This is a genomic window from Hartmannibacter diazotrophicus (genome assembly GCF_900231165.1).
GTDB classification, from domain to species: Bacteria; Pseudomonadota; Alphaproteobacteria; order Rhizobiales; family Pleomorphomonadaceae; genus Hartmannibacter; species Hartmannibacter diazotrophicus.
The window spans coordinates 2717062-2734700 of record NZ_LT960614.1; the positions used below are offsets into that span (position 1 = coordinate 2717062).

At 62.9% G+C, this 17639-nt stretch carries 19 protein-coding genes and 1 tRNA gene; 11 read left to right on the forward strand and 9 right to left on the reverse strand.

The features are described from left to right. Nucleotides 1–105: 105 nt before the first annotated feature. The 3 genes from HDIA_RS12755 to HDIA_RS12765 form a co-directional block, all read right to left on the reverse strand. On the reverse strand, nt 106–552 hold the full coding sequence (locus HDIA_RS12755) for a response regulator (protein ID WP_099556514.1): 447 nt from the start codon (nt 550–552) through the stop codon (nt 106–108). Next, nucleotides 549–3251: a PAS domain S-box protein gene (locus HDIA_RS12760; RefSeq protein ID WP_099556515.1), complete on the reverse strand. Its 2703-nt coding sequence runs from the start codon at nt 3249–3251 to the stop codon at nt 549–551. Before HDIA_RS12760 ends, HDIA_RS12755 begins: the two co-directional genes overlap by 4 nt. Nucleotides 3252–3546: 295 nt before the next feature. After that, nucleotides 3547–4035, reverse strand: a complete 489-nt coding sequence (locus HDIA_RS12765) for a response regulator (protein ID WP_099556516.1) — start codon at nt 4033–4035, stop codon at nt 3547–3549. 531 nt (nt 4036–4566) lie between these two features. Between HDIA_RS12765 and HDIA_RS12770 the strand changes: the two genes are divergently transcribed. The 3 genes from HDIA_RS12770 (at nt 4567) to HDIA_RS25360 (ending at nt 5529) form a co-directional block, all read left to right on the forward strand. Next, a complete protein-coding gene (locus HDIA_RS12770; RefSeq protein WP_099556517.1) occupies nt 4567–4833 on the forward strand; it encodes a hypothetical protein in 267 nt (88 codons plus the stop codon). Nucleotides 4834–5057: 224 nt separating this feature from the next. Beyond that, entirely contained in the window at nt 5058–5222 is a 165-nt protein-coding gene (locus HDIA_RS25355; RefSeq protein WP_157775582.1) for a hypothetical protein, read from the forward strand. A gap of 139 nt (nt 5223–5361) precedes the next feature. Further along, the gene (locus tag HDIA_RS25360) at nt 5362–5529 is read left to right on the forward strand and encodes a hypothetical protein (RefSeq protein ID WP_157775585.1); all 168 of its coding nucleotides are present in this window, start codon (nt 5362–5364) and stop codon (nt 5527–5529) included. Here HDIA_RS25360 and HDIA_RS12775 read toward each other — a convergent pair. The 3 genes from HDIA_RS12775 to HDIA_RS12785 form a co-directional block, all read right to left on the reverse strand. After that, nucleotides 5492–5577 (reverse strand) — tRNA-Leu (locus HDIA_RS12775). The two genes, HDIA_RS25360 and HDIA_RS12775, sit on opposite strands and share 38 nt — an antisense overlap. 200 nt (nt 5578–5777) lie before the next feature. After that, a complete protein-coding gene (gpt, locus tag HDIA_RS12780; RefSeq protein WP_099556518.1) occupies nt 5778–6293 on the reverse strand; it encodes a xanthine phosphoribosyltransferase in 516 nt (171 codons plus the stop codon). 18 nt (nt 6294–6311) lie between these two features. Further along, a complete protein-coding gene (locus tag HDIA_RS12785; RefSeq protein WP_425432898.1) occupies nt 6312–7124 on the reverse strand; it encodes a competence/damage-inducible protein A in 813 nt (270 codons plus the stop codon). A 258-nt stretch (nt 7125–7382) separates the two neighbouring features. On the opposite strand from HDIA_RS12785, the gene HDIA_RS12790 reads away from it, so the two are divergent. The 8 genes from HDIA_RS12790 to HDIA_RS12825 all read left to right on the forward strand — a co-directional run bounded on the left by HDIA_RS12790 (nt 7383) and on the right by HDIA_RS12825 (nt 16302). Then, nucleotides 7383–8792: an MATE family efflux transporter gene (locus HDIA_RS12790; RefSeq protein WP_157775588.1), complete on the forward strand. Its 1410-nt coding sequence runs from the start codon at nt 7383–7385 to the stop codon at nt 8790–8792. Between the two features lie 148 nt (nt 8793–8940). Next, a complete protein-coding gene (sfsA, locus tag HDIA_RS12795; protein ID WP_099556520.1) occupies nt 8941–9651 on the forward strand; it encodes a DNA/RNA nuclease SfsA in 711 nt (236 codons plus the stop codon). 426 nt (nt 9652–10077) lie between these two features. After that, a complete protein-coding gene (gene map, locus HDIA_RS12800) occupies nt 10078–10911 on the forward strand; it encodes a type I methionyl aminopeptidase (protein ID WP_099556521.1) in 834 nt (277 codons plus the stop codon). A gap of 107 nt (nt 10912–11018) precedes the next feature. After that, on the forward strand, nt 11019–11723 hold the full coding sequence (radC, locus tag HDIA_RS12805; RefSeq protein WP_099556522.1) for a RadC family protein: 705 nt from the start codon (nt 11019–11021) through the stop codon (nt 11721–11723). A gap of 372 nt (nt 11724–12095) precedes the next feature. Beyond that, complete coding sequence (locus HDIA_RS12810; protein ID WP_099556523.1) at nt 12096–13556, forward strand: circularly permuted type 2 ATP-grasp protein; 1461 nt, start codon at nt 12096–12098, stop codon at nt 13554–13556. 36 nt (nt 13557–13592) lie between these two features. Beyond that, on the forward strand, nt 13593–14534 hold the full coding sequence (locus tag HDIA_RS12815; RefSeq protein WP_099558876.1) for an alpha-E domain-containing protein: 942 nt from the start codon (nt 13593–13595) through the stop codon (nt 14532–14534). Nucleotides 14535–14540: 6 nt separating this feature from the next. Next, nucleotides 14541–15356, forward strand: a complete 816-nt coding sequence (locus HDIA_RS12820; protein WP_099556524.1) for a transglutaminase family protein — start codon at nt 14541–14543, stop codon at nt 15354–15356. Between the two features lie 205 nt (nt 15357–15561). Then, nucleotides 15562–16302 (forward strand): proteasome-type protease, encoded by a 741-nt coding sequence (locus HDIA_RS12825; protein ID WP_099558877.1) that lies wholly within the window; start codon nt 15562–15564, stop codon nt 16300–16302. A gap of 9 nt (nt 16303–16311) precedes the next feature. Here HDIA_RS12825 and HDIA_RS12830 read toward each other — a convergent pair whose 3' ends face one another. From HDIA_RS12830 to HDIA_RS12840, 3 genes are all read right to left on the reverse strand, one after another. Then, nucleotides 16312–16773, reverse strand: coding sequence for a c-type cytochrome (locus tag HDIA_RS12830; protein WP_099556525.1), 462 nt, complete (start codon nt 16771–16773; stop codon nt 16312–16314). Nucleotides 16774–16778: 5 nt separating this feature from the next. Next, on the reverse strand, nt 16779–17165 hold the full coding sequence (cueR, locus tag HDIA_RS12835; protein WP_099556526.1) for a Cu(I)-responsive transcriptional regulator: 387 nt from the start codon (nt 17163–17165) through the stop codon (nt 16779–16781). A 172-nt stretch (nt 17166–17337) separates the two neighbouring features. After that, complete coding sequence (locus tag HDIA_RS12840; RefSeq protein ID WP_099556527.1) at nt 17338–17607, reverse strand: usg protein; 270 nt, start codon at nt 17605–17607, stop codon at nt 17338–17340. Nucleotides 17608–17639 lie beyond the last annotated feature (32 nt).

Sequence of the window (17639 nt, forward strand, 5' to 3'; positions counted from 1 at the left end):
TGACCGGGACGGCCGATCGGGAGGTAACCGTCAACAATCTTGCAGACACCCAAAAACTGCACACAACACGGGCTACCTATCTCAGACCAGGGCCGGCCCAGACCCTCAAGCGCCGCAGTTCGGCGCAGGCGGCAATTTGACCACCGTGAACCAGAACCCTTCGATCGACCGGACGATGGACTGGAAAGCCGCCAGATCGACCGGCTTGGAGACATAGCAATTGGCCCCGAGCGAATAGCTCTGCACGATGTCCTTTTCCGCCTCCGACGATGTCAGCACGACGACAGGAATGGCGCAGAGCTTGGGATCCGCCCGCACTTGCGCCAGGAATTGCCGCCCGTCGAGCCTCGGCAGATTGAGATCCAGCAGAATCAGGTCGGGCGACTGCGCGTTGGCGAATTCGCCTTCACAGCGGAGGAATCTCAAACCCTCCACGCCATCGATAGCCGTCGACAGGATGACGTGAAGTTTGCTCATTTCCAGCGTTTCGCGGGTCAAATCGGCATCGGCCGGATTGTCCTCCACAAGAAGAACGTGGATAGGCACTTTCATGAACTTCCCCTCTCGACGCGGTTGAGCGTGAAGTAAAACGTCGTTCCCTCACCCTCTTTCGACTCGAACCAGATGCGTCCTCCATGACGCTCCACGATCTTCTTCGTGATCGCAAGCCCGATGCCGCTTCCCGGATACCGCCCACGCTCGTGCAGCCTTTGGAACATCTGGAAGATGCGATCCGAATATTTCGAATCCATGCCGATACCGTTGTCGGCAACAACGAAGAGCCAGCCGCCGTCCCGCCGCTCTGTGCGGATCTCAACGCGCGGCGGCTCGTCCCGGCGAAACTTGATGGCGTTGCTGATGAGATTTTGAAACAGCTGGCCAAGCTGGACCTGATCGGCTTCGACCAGCGGCAGGTCGGCATAGTGGACCGTGGCCCCGGCATCCTCGATCATGGACTGCATGCTGTGGACGACTGTTTCAACGATCCGACCGGATTCGACCGGCTCGGGCGGCTTGCCTTGCGTGCCGACGCGTGAATAGACAAGCAGATCGCTGATCAGCAGTTTCATCCGCTTGGCGCCGTCGACCGCATAGTCGATGTATTTGTCGGCTCGTTCGTCAAGCTGCCCCGAATAACGCTGGGAGAGAAGCTCGGTATAGCTTGCCACCATGCGCAGCGGCTCCTGCAGGTCGTGCGCGGCGATATAGGCGAATTGTTCCAACTCGGCGTTGGACCGCCGCAGGTCCATCGTGGTGGCCTCGATCGCCTCCTCCGCGCGCTTGCGTTCGGTGATGTCGATGATCACGGCGAGGATCATCATTCCGCCTTGCGTCTGGATGGGATTGAGCCCGACCTCGACGGGAAATTCGCTCCCGTTCTTGTGGCAGGCGTAGAGATCGCGGCCGACGCCCATGTTCCGCCGTCCCGGATGCTTGAGATAGCCGTGCCTCAAGGCTGGATGGTCACTGCGCTTTTCGGCAGGCAGCAGCGTCTCCACCCGCTGGCCGATCAGCTCCTCGCGGCTAAAGCCAAAGAGCCGCTCCGTCTCGGCATTGACGAGAACGATGAGCCCCTCGGCATCCGTCATCACCATGCCGCTCGGGCTCGCTTCGATGGCCAGGCGGAACCGCTCCTCCTCCTGCCGCCGGTAGGTCATGTCGCGCGTTAGCTTTGCCGCGCCGATCAGTTCCCCGGAGGTGAGCCGGACCGGCCAGACACTCACCTGGACGTTGATTTCGGCGCCGGACTTGGCAAGCCGGATTGTCTCCAGGTTGTCGATCGAGGCACCCTCGCGAATGGACTCCAGTTCAAGATCGCTTTCATGGACCCGGTCGGGCGGAGTGAGGAACCGCAGCGTCTGGCCGAGAACCTCGTCCGCCGAATAGCCGTAAAGCCGTTGGCAGGCCGGGTTCCAGTGGGTGATCCTGCCGTCAAGGTCGAGAAGGACAATGGCGTCTTCCGAAGACTCGACCGCCGCACTCAAGAGGCTTTCCTGCTCCGATTTCCTCCTGAGCGCACCGATCGTCGCGCGATGCTCCTCGACCTCCTTCGACAGGGCCGCCGTCTTCTGCGCCGTCTCCTGCTGCATGGCGTCGAAGGCGCGCGCCAGCACGCCAATTTCGCCGCCGGCGTCGGTCGGGACTTCCGTCAACCGGCCCTCCGCCAGCCCTTCCGCCGCATTGGTGATGCGCGACAGCGGCCGGGTCAGCGATCGGGCGAGAAAAGCCGCGGCCAGAACCGCAGGCAAGATGACGAAGAGCGCGCCCTTCAGACTCGAGACGGCGGGCGCCAGGGTGATGTCCGCGAACACCTCCTTCGGCACCGCGTCGACGACGACGATTGGATGAACCGAACCGATGATCTGAGGCACGGCGGCAACCGCATACTCCTGACCATCCGAACGGGTCACGATGGCCGCAAGAGGCTGCTGATTGTCGAGCACAGGCCCGATCGCGGCAAAATCGTCTTGAATGCGCGATTGCCGTCCGAATTCGAAGGCAAATTCTTCCCGCCCTTCCGGGGCGACCAGATAGTCGCCCTCGGCATTCGTGACGAAAAGCTCACGCTGGGGCCCGAGCGCACCACGTTGCGCATCGAAAACGCTCCGCATGTCGATATTGATGATCAGGATCCCGAATGGACGGCCGGACGCTTCCAGGATCGGCGTCGACAACCGGAGAACGGGCGTATGGGGGACCATCACCTCGCCATGCTCCCGGTTGAGTTCGATCCGCGAGACAGCGATCGCGCCGGCCTGCAGTCCGATCGTGGAGAGAAAATAGTCTCTGTCGCCCTTTGACTGGAGGTCTTCGTCGCGAATGACAATGACCGCCTTTTCTCCGGTGCCGCGTTCGACGCGGACAATCTCCCGGCCGTCGCCGGCAACTCCGATCAACCGGTATTGCAGATAATTGGGCTTGGCCGTCAGTTCTCCGGTGAGATCGTCGGCCAGCATGCGGCGCCAGGTATCCAGGCTGTGACCGGTTTCAGGATCGATACCGCCATTCGCGCTGGCCCGAACGATCCCAGCGACGGCCGGCGTGGTCGCCTTGGCGAGAATGTCGCCACGCGCCTGTTCGGCGGCCATGTCAAGATTTCCGGCGATGAAGCGGGCCTGATCGTTGAGCCGGGCCAGCGCACGCGGGTAGACCGTTGACTCAAGCGTCCGGAAGCCGATGAAGCCGATGATGCCAGCCGTGATCACGACGAGCATCGCCATCGCCGCCGTCAATCGCCACCACAGGCCCATTGCATCTCCTTTCGTGGCCGCTCATCCCGACCTGGGCGGCTGAGTCCTGCCGGACAGGTTGAAACACGATATCGCGTCCGTCCGGAGGACCTGTTCCCGTTGGAGGCCAGGGTGATGGACAAGCGCGAACGCGTTCCGAGCCCAGCCTGCAAGAGCGCTGCGGGCGACTCGATTCGCCTACGTATTTTTACGGGATTCGCACGCAGCCCGCATGCAGCAATTGCACGCTGCCAACCTCCACTCCCGGCACGCACGATGAGGCCGCCGTTCGGGGACGGCAGCGCTCCACCATCGCTCATGCCGTCTGACGATGCACTCCCTCGGGCGCAAGGCTTCCCTCTCCACGCCCGGAATCCATGCACTTGTCGATGGCGTCGATGAGTTCCGAAGCGCTGAACGGCTTGGCGAGGGCGGACGTCGCGCCAAGAGCGACGGCAAAGTTCAGATAATCCGGCCGATCGTCGCCAGCATATCCGGAAGGCAGCCCTCGCCCCGCCCCCGAGATAGCGAGAACCTTCGTGTTCGGGGTGCGCTCGCGCAAATGACGCAGCGTCTCGATGCCTTCCATTTCCGGCATGAAGATATCGAGGATGGCCAGATCGAACCGATGGTCATCGAACAGCAGCAGACCCTCAAGCCCGTTGCTTGCCGTCTTGACCTCGTGACCTTCGAGCATCAGCGTCGCTCGGATGGCGTTTCTGACGATGAGGTCGTCATCGACAACTAAAATATTCAATAAGCGACTCCCCAAATCGCAGGATGATTTCAATTTCTTTGAAATCATCAATACAACCTCCGATAATAGTTTAGGTCAGCAAGATAATTCGTCCAGCGCAGGCGTTCTGATTTTGTGAGATTGAGGATTCTTGCTGGCGAAACTGCCAACAAAATCAGATCAATCATCTGAAAATGAGACTGATTGAATTCCGCAATCACACCGAGCACGCTGCCCGGAGAACGCAGGCGACACCTCCTGACCGCATCGCGGTTCCTGCCCGGCGGCGTGATGTCGGCACTCAGGCGCCCTCCGCGACGGCAAGCATTCGCCTCGCGCGTCGGACGGCTTCCGCAGCGATCGGGGCTTGCGAAAGGTCGTGCCCGAGCGTGTGCATGAGGAAGCCGAGGCCGGAGATGGCAGTTCGGAAAACGGCGCCAATGCCTGCCGCCTCAGGCCAGACGCGGCCCAGGCGGCCAGCTCGCCGCTGAAACCGTGACGTCGATTTTTTGAATTTCTACAACCTGAACGTTTCAGAAAGAAATACACTATAACAATCCTCTCTGGAGCCTGCTGGTATGGCGTGAGAGGACAAGAGAAATGGCGGACGACGAAAACTCGATCGAGGGATGCGGCCGCCTGCAGTGGACCTGCGGCGCTGTCGATGTCGACTACAGGATCGACCTCAGCCGAAGGGCCGACGGAAAGCTCGACGCCCTCGGGTTTTTGCAGTCGGCCGAGGAGATACCCGCGCCACTTCACACACCGAATGTCTTTCTGGTGACTGCCGACGGAAGGCGTTGGCCCGTCAATCTCACAGGCTTCTTTGGCGGCAGCACCATGTTCCAGTTGCTCGAAAGCCTCTGATTCCCTCAGGACAGTCAAAAATCCCCGGTCGCGGCAGCTGAAAATGAGCTGCCGGCCCGTTTGGCCTTGAAATTGTCATGCTGCGGCGCACAATCACCCCTCGGGCTGCTCACTCCTGCCGGAAGCGACATCGCACGAAGGCAGCCTGAGGGAGCCGATGAGCCTGCTTGTGTTCAAGGCCCTTGGTAGCTGGTGCTGCCGAGCATATGGGGGAATGCGCGCAGATGACCTTCGTCGACGATCGCGACGACGCAGACGCCAAGCCGATTGATCTCGGACGGCCACCGCCCGACGAACCGCCGCCTTCAGATGGTGACGGCGACAAACAGCAAGAACCCCCAAATGCTCAATACCCGGCCTTCCTCGGTCATCGCTGGATGACGGCTTGAACCGCGCCCACCGGAGCGGATGCCCGGCCCATCCTCCAGATTGCCCATCGTCCAGAGTGCTGGAGCGGGCAGAAAAACCGCAAAAAAGTCAGGCCCTGCAAGTGGAGCGCCGCTGAGGCGCGAAGACCGGAAGCAGGCCTTGCTGCGCCCCCTGCTGAAGCTCAACCGCGTCGGCCGGCTTCAATGCAGCCGTGACAAGGAAATCGCGAACGAATTGCGGATGCGATTTTTCGCGCATCCACTGGGCAAAACGTTGATCGAGAAAGAGGTGGTGGCCGCTGCGGGACTCGAACCCGCACGGGCATAGCCCGAGGCATTTTAAGTGCCTTCCGTCTACCAATTTCGGCAAGCGGCCATTTCAGGAGCCCGACCCGAGGCATCCATGCCTGAAGCACCAACTGTCACGGGCCATCCATTGCCCGCTCTCGCACGCAATGTAAACTTGGAATTGCGCAAGATGACGCTCAAGGTTGCGGCAAGGCGGCCATCACGCGGTGCAACGGCAACCGGGCGTAGATGCAGCAGATGGAGGCCTGCGCGGCCTGAAGCCGAGGGTCAGCCGAAGGCACCCTGGTTGATCGGCGGCTGGAACGTGAGGCCCATGTCCCAGGGGAAATAGATCCACGTATCCTGGCTGACCTCGGTGACGAAGGTATCGACCAGCGGACGCCCCTTCGGCTTGGCGTAGACGGTGGCAAAATGCGCCTTCGGCAGCATTTCGCGCACGACCCTCGCCGTCGCGCCGGTGTCGACCAGATCGTCGATGATCAGGACCTGCGAACCGCCGCCTTCGCCGAGCTTGATGATTTCCGGATCGACAGGCTTCAGCACCTGCAGCGAACCTTGCTCCTTGTACTCGTGGTACGAGGCAACCCCGACGGTCTCGATGACGCGGATGCCGAGCTCGCGGGCCACGATCGCCGCCGGCACAAGGCCGCCGCGCGTGATGCAGACGATGGCGCTCCATTCGCCCTGCCCCGACAGCCGCCAGGCGAGCGCGCGCGCATCGCGGTGGAACTGGTCCCAGGAAACCGGAAAAGCCTTCGGCTGGCCCGCGTGGTCTTCGCTCATGTCTTCAAGCCCCGTCTGTCAGGTTGCGGCCGCCCCGCCGGCCTTCGATGCTCTTGCGCGCGACAAATCCTCGATCATCGCCCGGACCGCGTTCGCGGCCGCAGCAAGTGCTGCGGAATCGCGCGATCGCACCACCAGGAGAGTAAAATAACCCGTGTCGACATAGCGCGGGTAGCTGCCGATGGAAACACCGGGATGCGCCGCCTGAACGGCCGCGAGCGGGTCGCCGATCGTTCCTTCCGGAAACGGGCATTCGATCGTCTCCGAAAGCATCTTACTGCCACCGGCCAGCGTCGGCTCGATGGAAATCAGCATCGCTTCCATGATCTTCGGAACGCCGGCCATGACATGCACGTTGCCGATGCGGAAACCGGGAGCCTTCGAGATCGGATTGTCGATGAGATCGGCGCCGTCCGGAATGCGCGCCATGCGCAGCCGGGCGGGCGTCAGGTCCTCCGGCCGGGCGTAGTTGGTGGCAAGGATGGCCCGCGCCCTCGGATCGACGTCGATGCCGACCCCGAAGGCCTTGGCTATCGAATCCGCCGTGATGTCGTCGTGGGTCGGTCCGATCCCGCCGGTCGTGAACACATAGGTATAGCGGCTGCGCAAGGCGTTGACCGCCTCGACGATCGCGTCCATGTCGTCGGAGACGACCCGCATTTCCTTCAGATCGATGCCGAGTTCCGTCAGCCATGCGGCGATCGTGCCGGAATTGGTGTCGAGCGTGCGGCCGGACAGGATCTCGTCGCCGATGACCAGCACACCCGCCGTCGGCACCGTCGCCGAGGCGTCCGCAATATCCGCGCTTTGGTCGTTTTGGACGCTGGTCACCTGTTCACCCGTCTGCCACAGGCGTTTCCGCCGCCACAAGGATTACACGGCAGGCTTTGCCGCGATGGACACCGGGCAGCACATGTACTCACAACATCTGCGCCTGTCGAGATCTTCGCCATCCACTCGGGGCAAGTCCCGGCCGCCGCGTGACCGGCCACAGCATCGGACCGGGCTTTGGCCTTCCCGTCGACCGGTTCTGCTGATAAACGCCCGCAACGAACAACAAGACAGATCTGCCGAAGGATCGCTTCCGCCTTGCACGCCCCCTCCATCTCTCTTGCCGCTTCCATCGAGGAGCCCGCGACCCTGCGCCGGCACGTGTCGGAGACACTGGCCCTGGCGCTACCCATCGTGCTGTCGCGCGCCGGCTACACGCTGCTAATCACGACGGATCTGCTGGCCGTCGGACATGTGGACGCCCTGCAACTGGCGGGTCTCGGGCTCGGGCTCGCGCCGCAGATGACGGCCATGCTGCTGATGATCGGCGCCCTGCAGGCCACGGTGCTGATCGCGGCGCGGACACTTGCGGCCAACCGCCCCGATCGCCTCGGCGAGATCGTCCTGATGGCCTCCCTGCATGGCTTCGCCTACGCGGTTCTCTCGCTGCCCGTTGCCTGGTTCTCTGAAGACGTGTTCGTGCTGATGGGGCAGGATCCGGCGTTGGCGCGGACCGCGGGCGAGACCGCCATGGCCTTCTTCTGGGGTGCGCCGGCCTTCATGGCCTTTGTCGGCGTCAGCATGGTCATCGAGACGATCGGCCGTCCGGTGGTCGTCACCGCCATCATTCTTGCCGGCAACGCGATCAACATCGGTTTCGATCTTGTCTTCGTCAACGACGCTTTCGGCCTGTTCGGCGAAGGCAACGCCGCGGTCGCCGTCGGCACCTCCTCCATCGCGCGTGGATTCATGCTTGTCGCCGCGATGGCGTGGCTTGTCCGCCATGCCCGGCGCAACGGCGATCCGTTCGGCCTCTTCCCGGCCATCCGCCGCATCGGCGCCCTGCTTCGCAATCTCGGCTCGGAGGACAACCGGGCCTTTCGCCGCCTCGGGCTGCCATTGGGCCTCGTTCAGGGGATCGAGAGCGCCGCCTTCAGCGCCGTAACGATCATCGCAGGGCTCGCCGCCCCGCTCACACTTGCCGTCCATCAGGCCGCCATGACGGCGATCACCTTCTCCTTCATGACGGCGGTCGGCTATGCCGGCGCGGCCTCGATCCGGATCGCCAGGGCGCTCGGCGCCGGGCGGACCGGCGATGCCATTCGCGCGGCCGGCAGCGCCATCGCTCTCGGCGTTCTGACGGCTGCCATCAACGGCGCGATCATGGCCTTCCTGGCGCCAGCCGTCGCACCGCTGCTGACGTCGGACCCGCAAGTCATCGCCATCCTGCTGACGACCCTCGGCATTGCCGGCATTCTCGTTGTCTTCGATGCGCTGATGGGCGTCTGCCTTGGGGTCCTGCGCGGCATGGGCGACACCTGGTGGCCGCTCGTCCTCCAGGCGCTCGCCTTCTGGGTCTTCGCCGTCCCCCTCGCCTACGGCCTGACCGTCAGCCTCGACTGGGGACCGAAAGGGCTCCTTTGGGCCATCCTTGCCGGCGTCCTGAGTTCGTCCGTCCTGCTTGGCTTCCGCATCCGCCATCGCACGGGGGAAATCTCCGGCGCCTGACGAACCGGGTGCGCACGACGCGCAAATCCGATTTGCCTTTGCGCGCCTTCTGGTTCTAAACCCTAGCGCATCGGACGCGGAGAGCCACGCCGCCGACGACAAGCCCGCCCGTCCAGACTTCACTCCACCGTCCATCGGGGTCGATCACATGCGCTTTTCAAAACCGCTCGTTCGCGGCCAACTCGTCAAGCGATACAAGCGCTTCCTTGCCGATGTTATCCTGGACAGCGGCGAGGCCATCACGGCCCATTGCGCCAACCCCGGCTCCATGCTCGGGCTGAATACGCCCGGCTCGCTGGTCTATCTGTCGAAGTCGGACGATCCCAAGCGCAAGCTGCCCTATTCCTGGGAAATCATGGAGGCGGATGGTGGTCTTGTCGGCATCAACACCGCTCATCCCAACGGCCTCGTCGCCGATGCGATTCTCGACGGAACGATCGCCGAACTCGCCGGATACGAGACCCTGCGCCGCGAGGTGAAATACGGCAAGAACAGCCGCGTCGACATCCTCTTGACGTCGCCAGACAAGCCCGACACCTATGTGGAGGTGAAAAACGTCCACCTGATGCGCGACAAGGGGATCGCCGAGTTTCCGGACAGCGTCACGAGCCGCGGCGCCAAGCATCTTTATGAACTCGCCGACATGGTCGAGGCGGGCCGGCGCGCCGTGATGGTCTTTCTGGTCCAGCGGACGGACTGCACGCTCTTCAAGCTCGCCGACGACATCGACAAGGCATACGCGAAAGCCTTCGCCGAGGCGACCGAACGCGGCGTCGAGACACTGATCTACCGCTGCGACATCACGCCCGAGGAAATCAGGGCGTCCACACGCCTCGACTTCGTCGTCCCGAGCGTCTGAGAGCAACCGTCCGGGCATTGCCTGTGCTTCCCGCTTGCAGGCACGATGGCGCAAGCAACGCGGCTCTGCGCAAGTCTTCGTGGCGGATGACATACGCGTTTCTCCGCAACGGAGCGGAAAGGGCCATCATTTGCATGCAAAGCTTTCGAAATGGCTTTATAAGGCAAGGCTGGTGAAGATACGTTAGTTTGTTGCTGGGGTTTGCGGCTGGCAGCGGGGTCTCCTTTCCGGCAATCGCCGAAATGTCCGAAAGAACGCGAACTCTTGCAGAATGCCAGCCTGCTTCCCATTCAGTAGAATGCGTCCCGGATCAGGTCGATGCGACGCCGAAGTCCGTTGTCAGGACGGCCGGTGCAAGATGAATTGAGGATTGCGCGTCCGCGTTGAGGCCGGATGCGCATTTCGAAAATCGCCAAGAGGTTATTGATGGTCAGCTACGTCACCGCAGAAGCAGCTCCGCTTCGCAACACCGGCAGCATCAGGCTCTATGGGGCCGAGGGCTTCGCCGGCATGCACCGGGCTGGCCGTCTCGTCGCCGAATGCCTCGATGCGCTCGTCGATGTCGTGGAACCCGGCCTTCCGACCCAGGTCATCGACGATTTCGTGCGCGACTTCGCCCTGAAGAACAACGCCCTGCCGGCAACGCTCAACTATCGCGGCTACACCAAATACACCTGTACCTCGATCAACCACGTGGTCTGCCACGGCATTCCCAACGACAAGCCCCTGCGTGACGGCGACATCGTCAACATCGACGTCACGCTGATCGTCGACGGCTGGCATGGCGACGCCAGCCGCATGTATGCCGTCGGCGGCCTGAAGCGTGCATCCGAGCGGTTGATCGACGTCACCTATGAATCGCTCCTTCGCGGCATCAAGGCGGTCAAGCCCGGCAACACGACCGGCGACATCGGCGCCGCGATCCAGACCTATGTCGAGGGCGAGCGCTGCTCCGTGGTTCAGGATTTCTGCGGCCATGGCGTCGGCCAGCTGTTCCACGACGCGCCCAACATCCTTCACTACGGGCGCCCCGGCAGCGGCGTGGAGCTGAAGCCCGGCATGATCTTCACCATCGAACCGATGGTCAATCTCGGCCGGCCGCATGTGAAGGTGCTCTCCGACGGCTGGACCGCCGTGACGCGCGACCGCTCGCTGTCGGCCCAGTTCGAGCATTCCGTCGGCGTGACGGAAACCGGCTGCGAAATCTTCACGCTCTCGCCAAAGGGGCTCGACAAGCCGACCGCCCCGGCTGCACGGTAAGCTCTCCCGGAAGGCCGCAGAATCGGTGTCCGAGCCCGTTTGCGGGCGACGCGGTGCCAATGGCGGCCCCGTCCGATCGAAGGCAACAGCCCGGCCATGGAGAGAGGATGAGCGGCTTCGACGACAGCGGCAAGACCAACCTGCCGCACTATCACGGTCACCGTGATCGCCTGAGGGCCCGCTTTCGAGAGCACGGCGCCGACGCCATTGCCGATTACGAGCTGCTGGAACTGCTGCTCTTTCGCTCGATCCCCCGCCAGGACACAAAGCCGATCGCCAAGGCGCTCTTGCAGGCCTTCGGATCCTTCGCCCAGGTTCTCGGCGCGCCGGAACAGCGGCTGAAATCGATCCCCGGGGTCGGTGACGCGGTGGTCACCGATCTGAAGCTGATGCACGCCGCCACCCAGCGCATGATTCGAGGCGAACTCAAGGGCCGGACCGTGCTGAGTTCGTGGTCGAGCGTCATCGACTACTGCCGCACGGCAATGATCTTCGAGGAGAAGGAGCAGTTCCGCATCCTCTTTCTCGACAAGAAGAATGCCCTCATCGTCGACGAGGTGCAGCAGGTCGGAACGGTCGACCACACACCGGTCTATCCGCGCGAGGTGGTCAAACGCGCGCTGGAACTTTCCGCCACGGCGCTCATTCTTGTTCATAACCATCCTTCGGGCGACCCGACGCCGTCGCGCGCGGACATCCAGATGACCAAGCAGATCATCGATGTCGCCAAGCCGCTCGGCATTTCGGTCCACGACCACATCATCGTCGGGCGTGAGGGACACGCGAGTCTGAAGGGGCTGCAACTGATATAAACGCAGGCATTACCCGACGAAAAAACAGGCTGATCGGGAGACGAAGACGCACAAATGCAAGGCAACTTCGAAAAAAAGTCCGAAAAAACAAATATCCGAATGCCTAATCGGAGCCCTTGCGTCCGATCATGTTTTGCCGGTTAGAATAGACACTGATCACGGCCCCGTTGCCGAGCGGCAACGAGGCCGGGCGGTCACCGATCGAGAAAGTATCGCCAGCGGTTCGGCATTTGGCCGGCAGGCGGGCGACGATCGGAGACCACCGACTGGAGGCTCCTTCGCCGGAGACTTCGGCCTGGTTCCAACAACTCGTACCTTGGCGTTGCGTCAGCCGGGCTGAACCCGGGGCGGTCGCCAATCAGGAGGCAGGGGATGGCAGGATCGGTGTTCGACGAGATGTCCGGCATCGACGGGGCGTGCAGGCCCGCGTACGAGATGATCAAACCCTGGCTCGAGAATTCAGACCCAGCCTTCTTGAAGCAGCGACAACAGGAAGCCGAATTTCTCTTCCGCCGTGTCGGCATCACCTTCGCAGTCTATGGCGACGCCGCCGCGGAGGAGCGCATCATCCCCTTCGATATCGTGCCGCGTGTCCTGACCGGGTCCGAGTGGCAGAAGATGTCGAAAGGCCTCGTCCAGCGCGTCAAGGCGCTGAACATGTTCCTTGCTGATGTCTACGGCAAAGGGGAAGTCATCAAGGCTGGCATCATCCCCCCGGATCTCATCTACCAGAACCCGGCCTTCCAGCCCGAGATGGTCGGCTTCAAGCTGCCGCACGATATCTTCGTCCAGATCGCCGGCATCGACATCATCCGCACCGACGACCAGGACTTCTACGTCCTGGAGGACAACGCGCGCACCCCCTCCGGCGTGTCCTACATGCTGGAAAACCGCGACGTCATGATGCGGCTGTTCCCGGACCTCTTCGCCGATCACCAGATCCGGCCGGTCGAGAACTATCCCGACGAACTGCTCGCGACCCTGCGCTCCGTCGCGCCCTATTCGGCGCCGGCCGAGCCGACGGTCGCTCTCTTGACCCCCGGCCCCTTCAACAGCGCCTATTACGAGCATTCCTTCCTCGCCGACCGTCTCGGCGTCGAACTCGTCGAGGGCCGCGACCTCTTCGTCAAGGACAACGTCGTCTACATGCGCACGACCCAGGGGCCGAAGCGCGTCGACGTCATCTATCGCCGTCTCGACGACGACTTCCTCGACCCCCTCGCCTTCCGGCCGGATTCGATGCTGGGCGTGCCCGGCCTGATCAGCGCCTATCGCGCCGGCAACGTGACGCTCGCCAACGCCGTCGGCACCGGCGTCGCCGACGACAAGGCCGTCTACACCTACATGCCGGACATCGTTCGCTTCTATCTCGGCGAGGAGCCGATCCTGAAGAACGTCCCGACCTGGCGCTGCCGCGAGCCGGATTCGCTCAAATACGTGCTCGAGCACCTCTCCGAACTCGTGGTCAAGGAAGTCCACGGCTCCGGCGGCTACGGCATGCTCGTCGGCCCGAAGTCGGATAAGGCAACGATCGAGAAATTCGCCGCCAAGCTCAAGAGCGCGCCGGACGACTTCATCGCCCAGCCGACGCTGGCGCTTTCCAGCTGCCCGACCTTCGTCGGCGAGGGCATTGCCCCGCGCCACGTCGACCTTCGCCCTTTCGTTCTCTCCGGCGCCGACCGCGTCCGCATCGTACCGGGAGGCCTCACGCGCGTGGCCCTGAAGGAAGGCTCGCTGGTCGTCAACTCCAGCCAGGGCGGAGGAACCAAGGATACCTGGGTGATCGAGGAAAACGGCAAGGCTGCGCCGCCGCAATCGCAAAGCCAGGAATAAGCAAGCCGCGAAGGTCGTGACCGGAGAAAAACAATGCTGTTGAGTCGCCACGCCGACAATCTTTTCTGGCTTGCCCGCTACATGGAGCGCGCCGAAAACGCGGCAAGAATCCTGGAAACCGCCTCCCGGCTGGCCTCGGTTCCGAACGGCAATTCCGTCGATCGGAACGAATGGCTGACCGCCGTCGAGGCAACGGGCTGCGCCGGCGCCTTCGACGGCAATCCGAGTCTGGCGACGCCCTCCGCCGTCATCGATTTCCTGGCCTTTTCACCTGAAAACCCGTCGTCGATCCGCTCCTGCTTCGAAATGGCGCGCAACAATGCCCGCTCGGTCCGCACGGCACTGACGATCGACGTCTGGGAAAGCATCAACTCCACCTGGCTGGAACTGAAGCGCTATCGCAATGGTGGCATGTCGCGCCAGGAACTCGGCACGTTCCTCAATTTCGTCAAGGAAGCCTCGCTGCGCTTCGACGGCTCCGCCTACCGGACGATGCTGCGCAACGACAGCTACTATTTCCTGCGTCTCGGCTCCTATATCGAGCGCGCCGATTTCTCCGCCCGTCTGCTGAAGAGCCGCAGCCATCTCTTCGACGAAAGCCACGAGACGGTGAGCGGCAGCCTGGAATACTACCAGCTCTCCTCCATCCTGCGCTCCGTCTCGTCGCTGACGAGCTATCACTGGGTCTACCGCGAGAGCCTGAGGCCTCACCTCGTCGCCGATCTCATGATCATGCGCGAGGAGATGCCGCGCTCGCTGGCGAGCTGCTACGAGAACATCACCCGCTTCCTCGACAACCTGGCGCGCGACTACGGGCGGCACGGCAAGAGCCAGCGAGCGGCGCGCACGATGCTCAGCCGTCTGGAAGAGGCCGACATGGCCGCCCTCACCAAGTCCGGCCTCGATGGCTTCCTGGAGGAGTTCATCGCCGAGAACAGCAAGCTCGGCATGGCAATCGGCGAGCAGTATCTGGGGTGATTTCGAATGTCGATGCGATTCAGCGTGACCCACGAGATCACGACCACCTTCACCAAGCCCGCAAGCTACGTGCTCCAGAAGCTGCGGCTGAGCCCGCGCACCCACGGCGGCCAGTATGTGCGCGACTGGCGCATCACGGTCGATCATGACTGCACGATCGAGAAGTTCACCGACAGCTTCGTCAACCACTCGCACATCTTCACGCTGGATGGCCCGGTCGAGAGCGTGACCGTGATCGCCTCCGGCGATCTCGACGTTGATGACACCAACGGCGTTGTCGAGCGCAGCCCCCGCAAGCTGCCGCTCGGCCTCTACCTGCGCACCACCCCCCTGACGGATGCGGACGAGGCGATCACGGAGCTTGCCGAGACCGCAACGAAAGAGGCCGAAACGCCGCTCGAGCGGGCTCATGCCCTGATGGGGCTGCTGGCCGGCAAACTGGAAGACGCCGACGAGATGGCCAATCCGGCCGATGTCGCGCCGGCAGCCAAGGTCCTTGCCGACGGCAAGGCCTCGTCGACCGATGCCGCCCATGTCTTCGTGACCGCCTCGCGCCTCATGGATCTGCCGTCCCGGCTCGTGTCCGGCTACATGTACGACGAGGAACACCCCGGACGCGGCAGCCGGAGCTGGGCCGAATGCTATATCGAGGATCTTGGCTGGGTCGGCTTCGATCCCCTGCTGGATCGCTGCCCGACCGACGCCTACATGCGCGTCGCCTGCGGCCTCGACTGGCTTGGAGCCTGCCCGCTGCGCGGCTCGTCCACGGGGCTCGGCGACAGTCACGCCGCCAGCCATGTGACAATCGCCCGCCTGCGCTGATTTTGCCGGGTAACGAAATCACCCTATTTAATTCGCCGGCTAATTTCTTGACGATTTCGGCCACTCTCAATCGCCCGGCGAAATTATCTGTCCTTTCCAGAGACGAATTTCATCTTCCGCTAATGCAGATGAGCGCCATAATCTGCGCGGCGAATCCGGCTCCTGTCGAGACGGAATGGGCATCGGCTGGAGAAGCGCACGCATCATGACGTATTGTGTCGGCATCCTCGTCAAGGAGGGGCTCGTGATGATCGGTGACACGCGCACCAACGCCGGGCTCGACAATGTTGCGACCTTCCGCAAGCTGCATGTCTTTGAGCGCCCCGGCGAACGCATGGTCGCCGTTGCGAGCGCCGGCAATCTGGCGGTGACCCAGGCGATCCTGTCCCTGATCCAGGAGGGCTTCAAGCCCGATCCCGATGGCCCGATCGAGACGATCTGGACCCAGCCGTCAATGTTCCGCACCGCCCAGTTCCTCGGCCAGGCCGTGCGCGAGGTCTACCGCGTCGACGGACCGTCGCTGGAACAGAACGGCTCCAGTTTCGAGGTGTCCCTGCTTCTCGGCGGCCAGACCGCCGGCGGACGCCTGCGCCTCTTCATGATCTACCGGGCAGGCAATTTCATCGAGGCAACCGAGGACACACCCTATCTCCAGATCGGTGAGCACAAATACGGCAAGCCGATCCTCGACCGCGCCATCACCTTCAACACCTGCATGGAAGATGCGCTGAAGATCGGGCTCATCTCGATGGATTCGACCATGCGCTCCAATCTCGGCGTCGGCATGCCCATCGACTTCATCACCGTACGCCGTGATGCCATCAAGCATGACATCCTCTACAGGATCGAGGCGGGCGAACCCTATTACCACGACCTCAGGGAGCGCTGGTCGGCCGCCCTGCGCAAGGCGCACCAGAATATCCCGCGTCCGCCCTATCAGGGGTGAGATTCGGCGTCACTGCTGGAGCGAGGGATTGGGATTGACCGCCTGCATGCGCCGCACATAGGCGATTATGGCATCCACCTGCCCGGGGGAAAGACCCTGAATGGGCGGCATCGGCAACCAGCCCCCCTGCGTTGCCTCAGCGCCGCGCTCCACCGCACGGCGGTAGTCGTCATCAGGCATGACGCGGTAGCGGTCGACAAGCAGCGAGGGCCCGGTTGCGCGCCCGGTCAGGGTCAGTCCATGGCAGTCGGAGCAGGCCTGCGCGAAGGCCAGCGCCCCGAGCTTCTGCTGCTCATTGAGGCGCGGGGGTACGACGACCGGTCCGCTCACCTCGATCTCGGGCGCCGAAGGTGCGGAAGGCTCCTGTCGGTGAAGAGCCCTTTGCAGGGAGACGATCGCAATCCCGGCAATCATGATGCCGATATAGAGCGGAAGAAATTTGCGCCCCGATCCTTTGCGCCCCGATCCCATGACCCTCAGCCCGACGCGATGTCGTCGAGGATCGGACAGTCGGGACGATTGTCCCCGTGGCAAGCCGAGACCAGACGCTTGAGCGTCTGGCGCATGGCCGACAGCTCCGCCATCTTGGCCTCGATATCGGTAATGCGGGCAAGGGCCAGCGACTTCACGTCGGCGCTGGCCCGCGAGCGATCCTCGTAGAGCGACAGCAGTTGCCGGCAGTCCTCGATGGAAAAGCCGAGCCCGCGCGCGCGGTGCAGGAACCGCAGCTTGTGGACGTCGTCCTCGCCATAGTCACGATAGCCGTTGTTGCGCCGCGCGGGCGATATCAGCCCGATATCTTCATAATACCGGATGGTTTTCGCCGGCAGACCGGACTGTTCGGCGGCCGCGCCGATATTCATACCGCTCTCCTGCCTGATGTTGGCCAAGCCCCTTACCAGCCGATGCGGCTGGAAGGGACCTGTCTTTGAAATAGCCATCCACAGGCAGGAATACCAGAGCAACGCGCCCTCGCCGCGGCAAGGCCGCCTCGCCACGGGCGCGGTGCATCGTTGAGCGCTACAGGGACCGGGATCAGTGCAGCATGTAGTCCGCGTCGAACGCCCGCCATTCATTGGGGCCGATCAGGCGCTTGTGGCCGACCTGCACGGAATGCAGTGGGCCTTCCAGCTTTTCCTGCCAGAAATCGAGGAAACGGCGCAGTTCGGGAAATTCCGGTGCAAGGTCGTAGTGCTGCCAGACATAGCTTTGCAGGATCGCCGGAAAATCGGGAAGGCGATAGAGAATCTTGGCAGTCGTCAAACCGTAGCCGTCAATCTGACGAAGGAAATCGCTGGAAACCATGCCCTGCTCCTTTGCCGTTGCTGTGTGCGTCG

Bases quoted from the DNA above. Each gene is read 5' to 3' on its own strand.
- HDIA_RS12830 (WP_099556525.1), bottom strand. From the start codon at position 16,773: ATGGGATCGGGGCGCAAAGGATCGGGGCGCAAATTTCTTCCGCTCTAT.
- gpt (WP_099556518.1), bottom strand. From the start codon at position 6,293: ATGAGCGAAGACCACGCGGGCCAGCCGAAGGCTTTTCCGGTTTCCTGG.
- HDIA_RS12765 (WP_099556516.1), bottom strand. From the start codon at position 4,035: ATGATTTCAAAGAAATTGAAATCATCCTGCGATTTGGGGAGTCGCTTA.
- HDIA_RS12820 (WP_099556524.1), top strand. From the start codon at position 14,541: ATGTCGATGCGATTCAGCGTGACCCACGAGATCACGACCACCTTCACC.
- HDIA_RS12770 (WP_099556517.1), top strand. From the start codon at position 4,567: ATGGCGGACGACGAAAACTCGATCGAGGGATGCGGCCGCCTGCAGTGG.
- map (WP_099556521.1), top strand. From the start codon at position 10,078: ATGGTCAGCTACGTCACCGCAGAAGCAGCTCCGCTTCGCAACACCGGC.
- HDIA_RS12760 (WP_099556515.1), bottom strand. From the start codon at position 3,251: ATGGGCCTGTGGTGGCGATTGACGGCGGCGATGGCGATGCTCGTCGTG.
- HDIA_RS25355 (WP_157775582.1), top strand. From the start codon at position 5,058: ATGACCTTCGTCGACGATCGCGACGACGCAGACGCCAAGCCGATTGAT.
- cueR (WP_099556526.1), bottom strand. From the start codon at position 17,165: ATGAATATCGGCGCGGCCGCCGAACAGTCCGGTCTGCCGGCGAAAACC.
- HDIA_RS12810 (WP_099556523.1), top strand. From the start codon at position 12,096: ATGGCAGGATCGGTGTTCGACGAGATGTCCGGCATCGACGGGGCGTGC.
- HDIA_RS12825 (WP_099558877.1), top strand. From the start codon at position 15,562: ATGACGTATTGTGTCGGCATCCTCGTCAAGGAGGGGCTCGTGATGATC.
- HDIA_RS12755 (WP_099556514.1), bottom strand. From the start codon at position 552: ATGAAAGTGCCTATCCACGTTCTTCTTGTGGAGGACAATCCGGCCGAT.
- radC (WP_099556522.1), top strand. From the start codon at position 11,019: ATGAGCGGCTTCGACGACAGCGGCAAGACCAACCTGCCGCACTATCAC.
- sfsA (WP_099556520.1), top strand. From the start codon at position 8,941: ATGCGCTTTTCAAAACCGCTCGTTCGCGGCCAACTCGTCAAGCGATAC.
- HDIA_RS12840 (WP_099556527.1), bottom strand. From the start codon at position 17,607: ATGGTTTCCAGCGATTTCCTTCGTCAGATTGACGGCTACGGTTTGACG.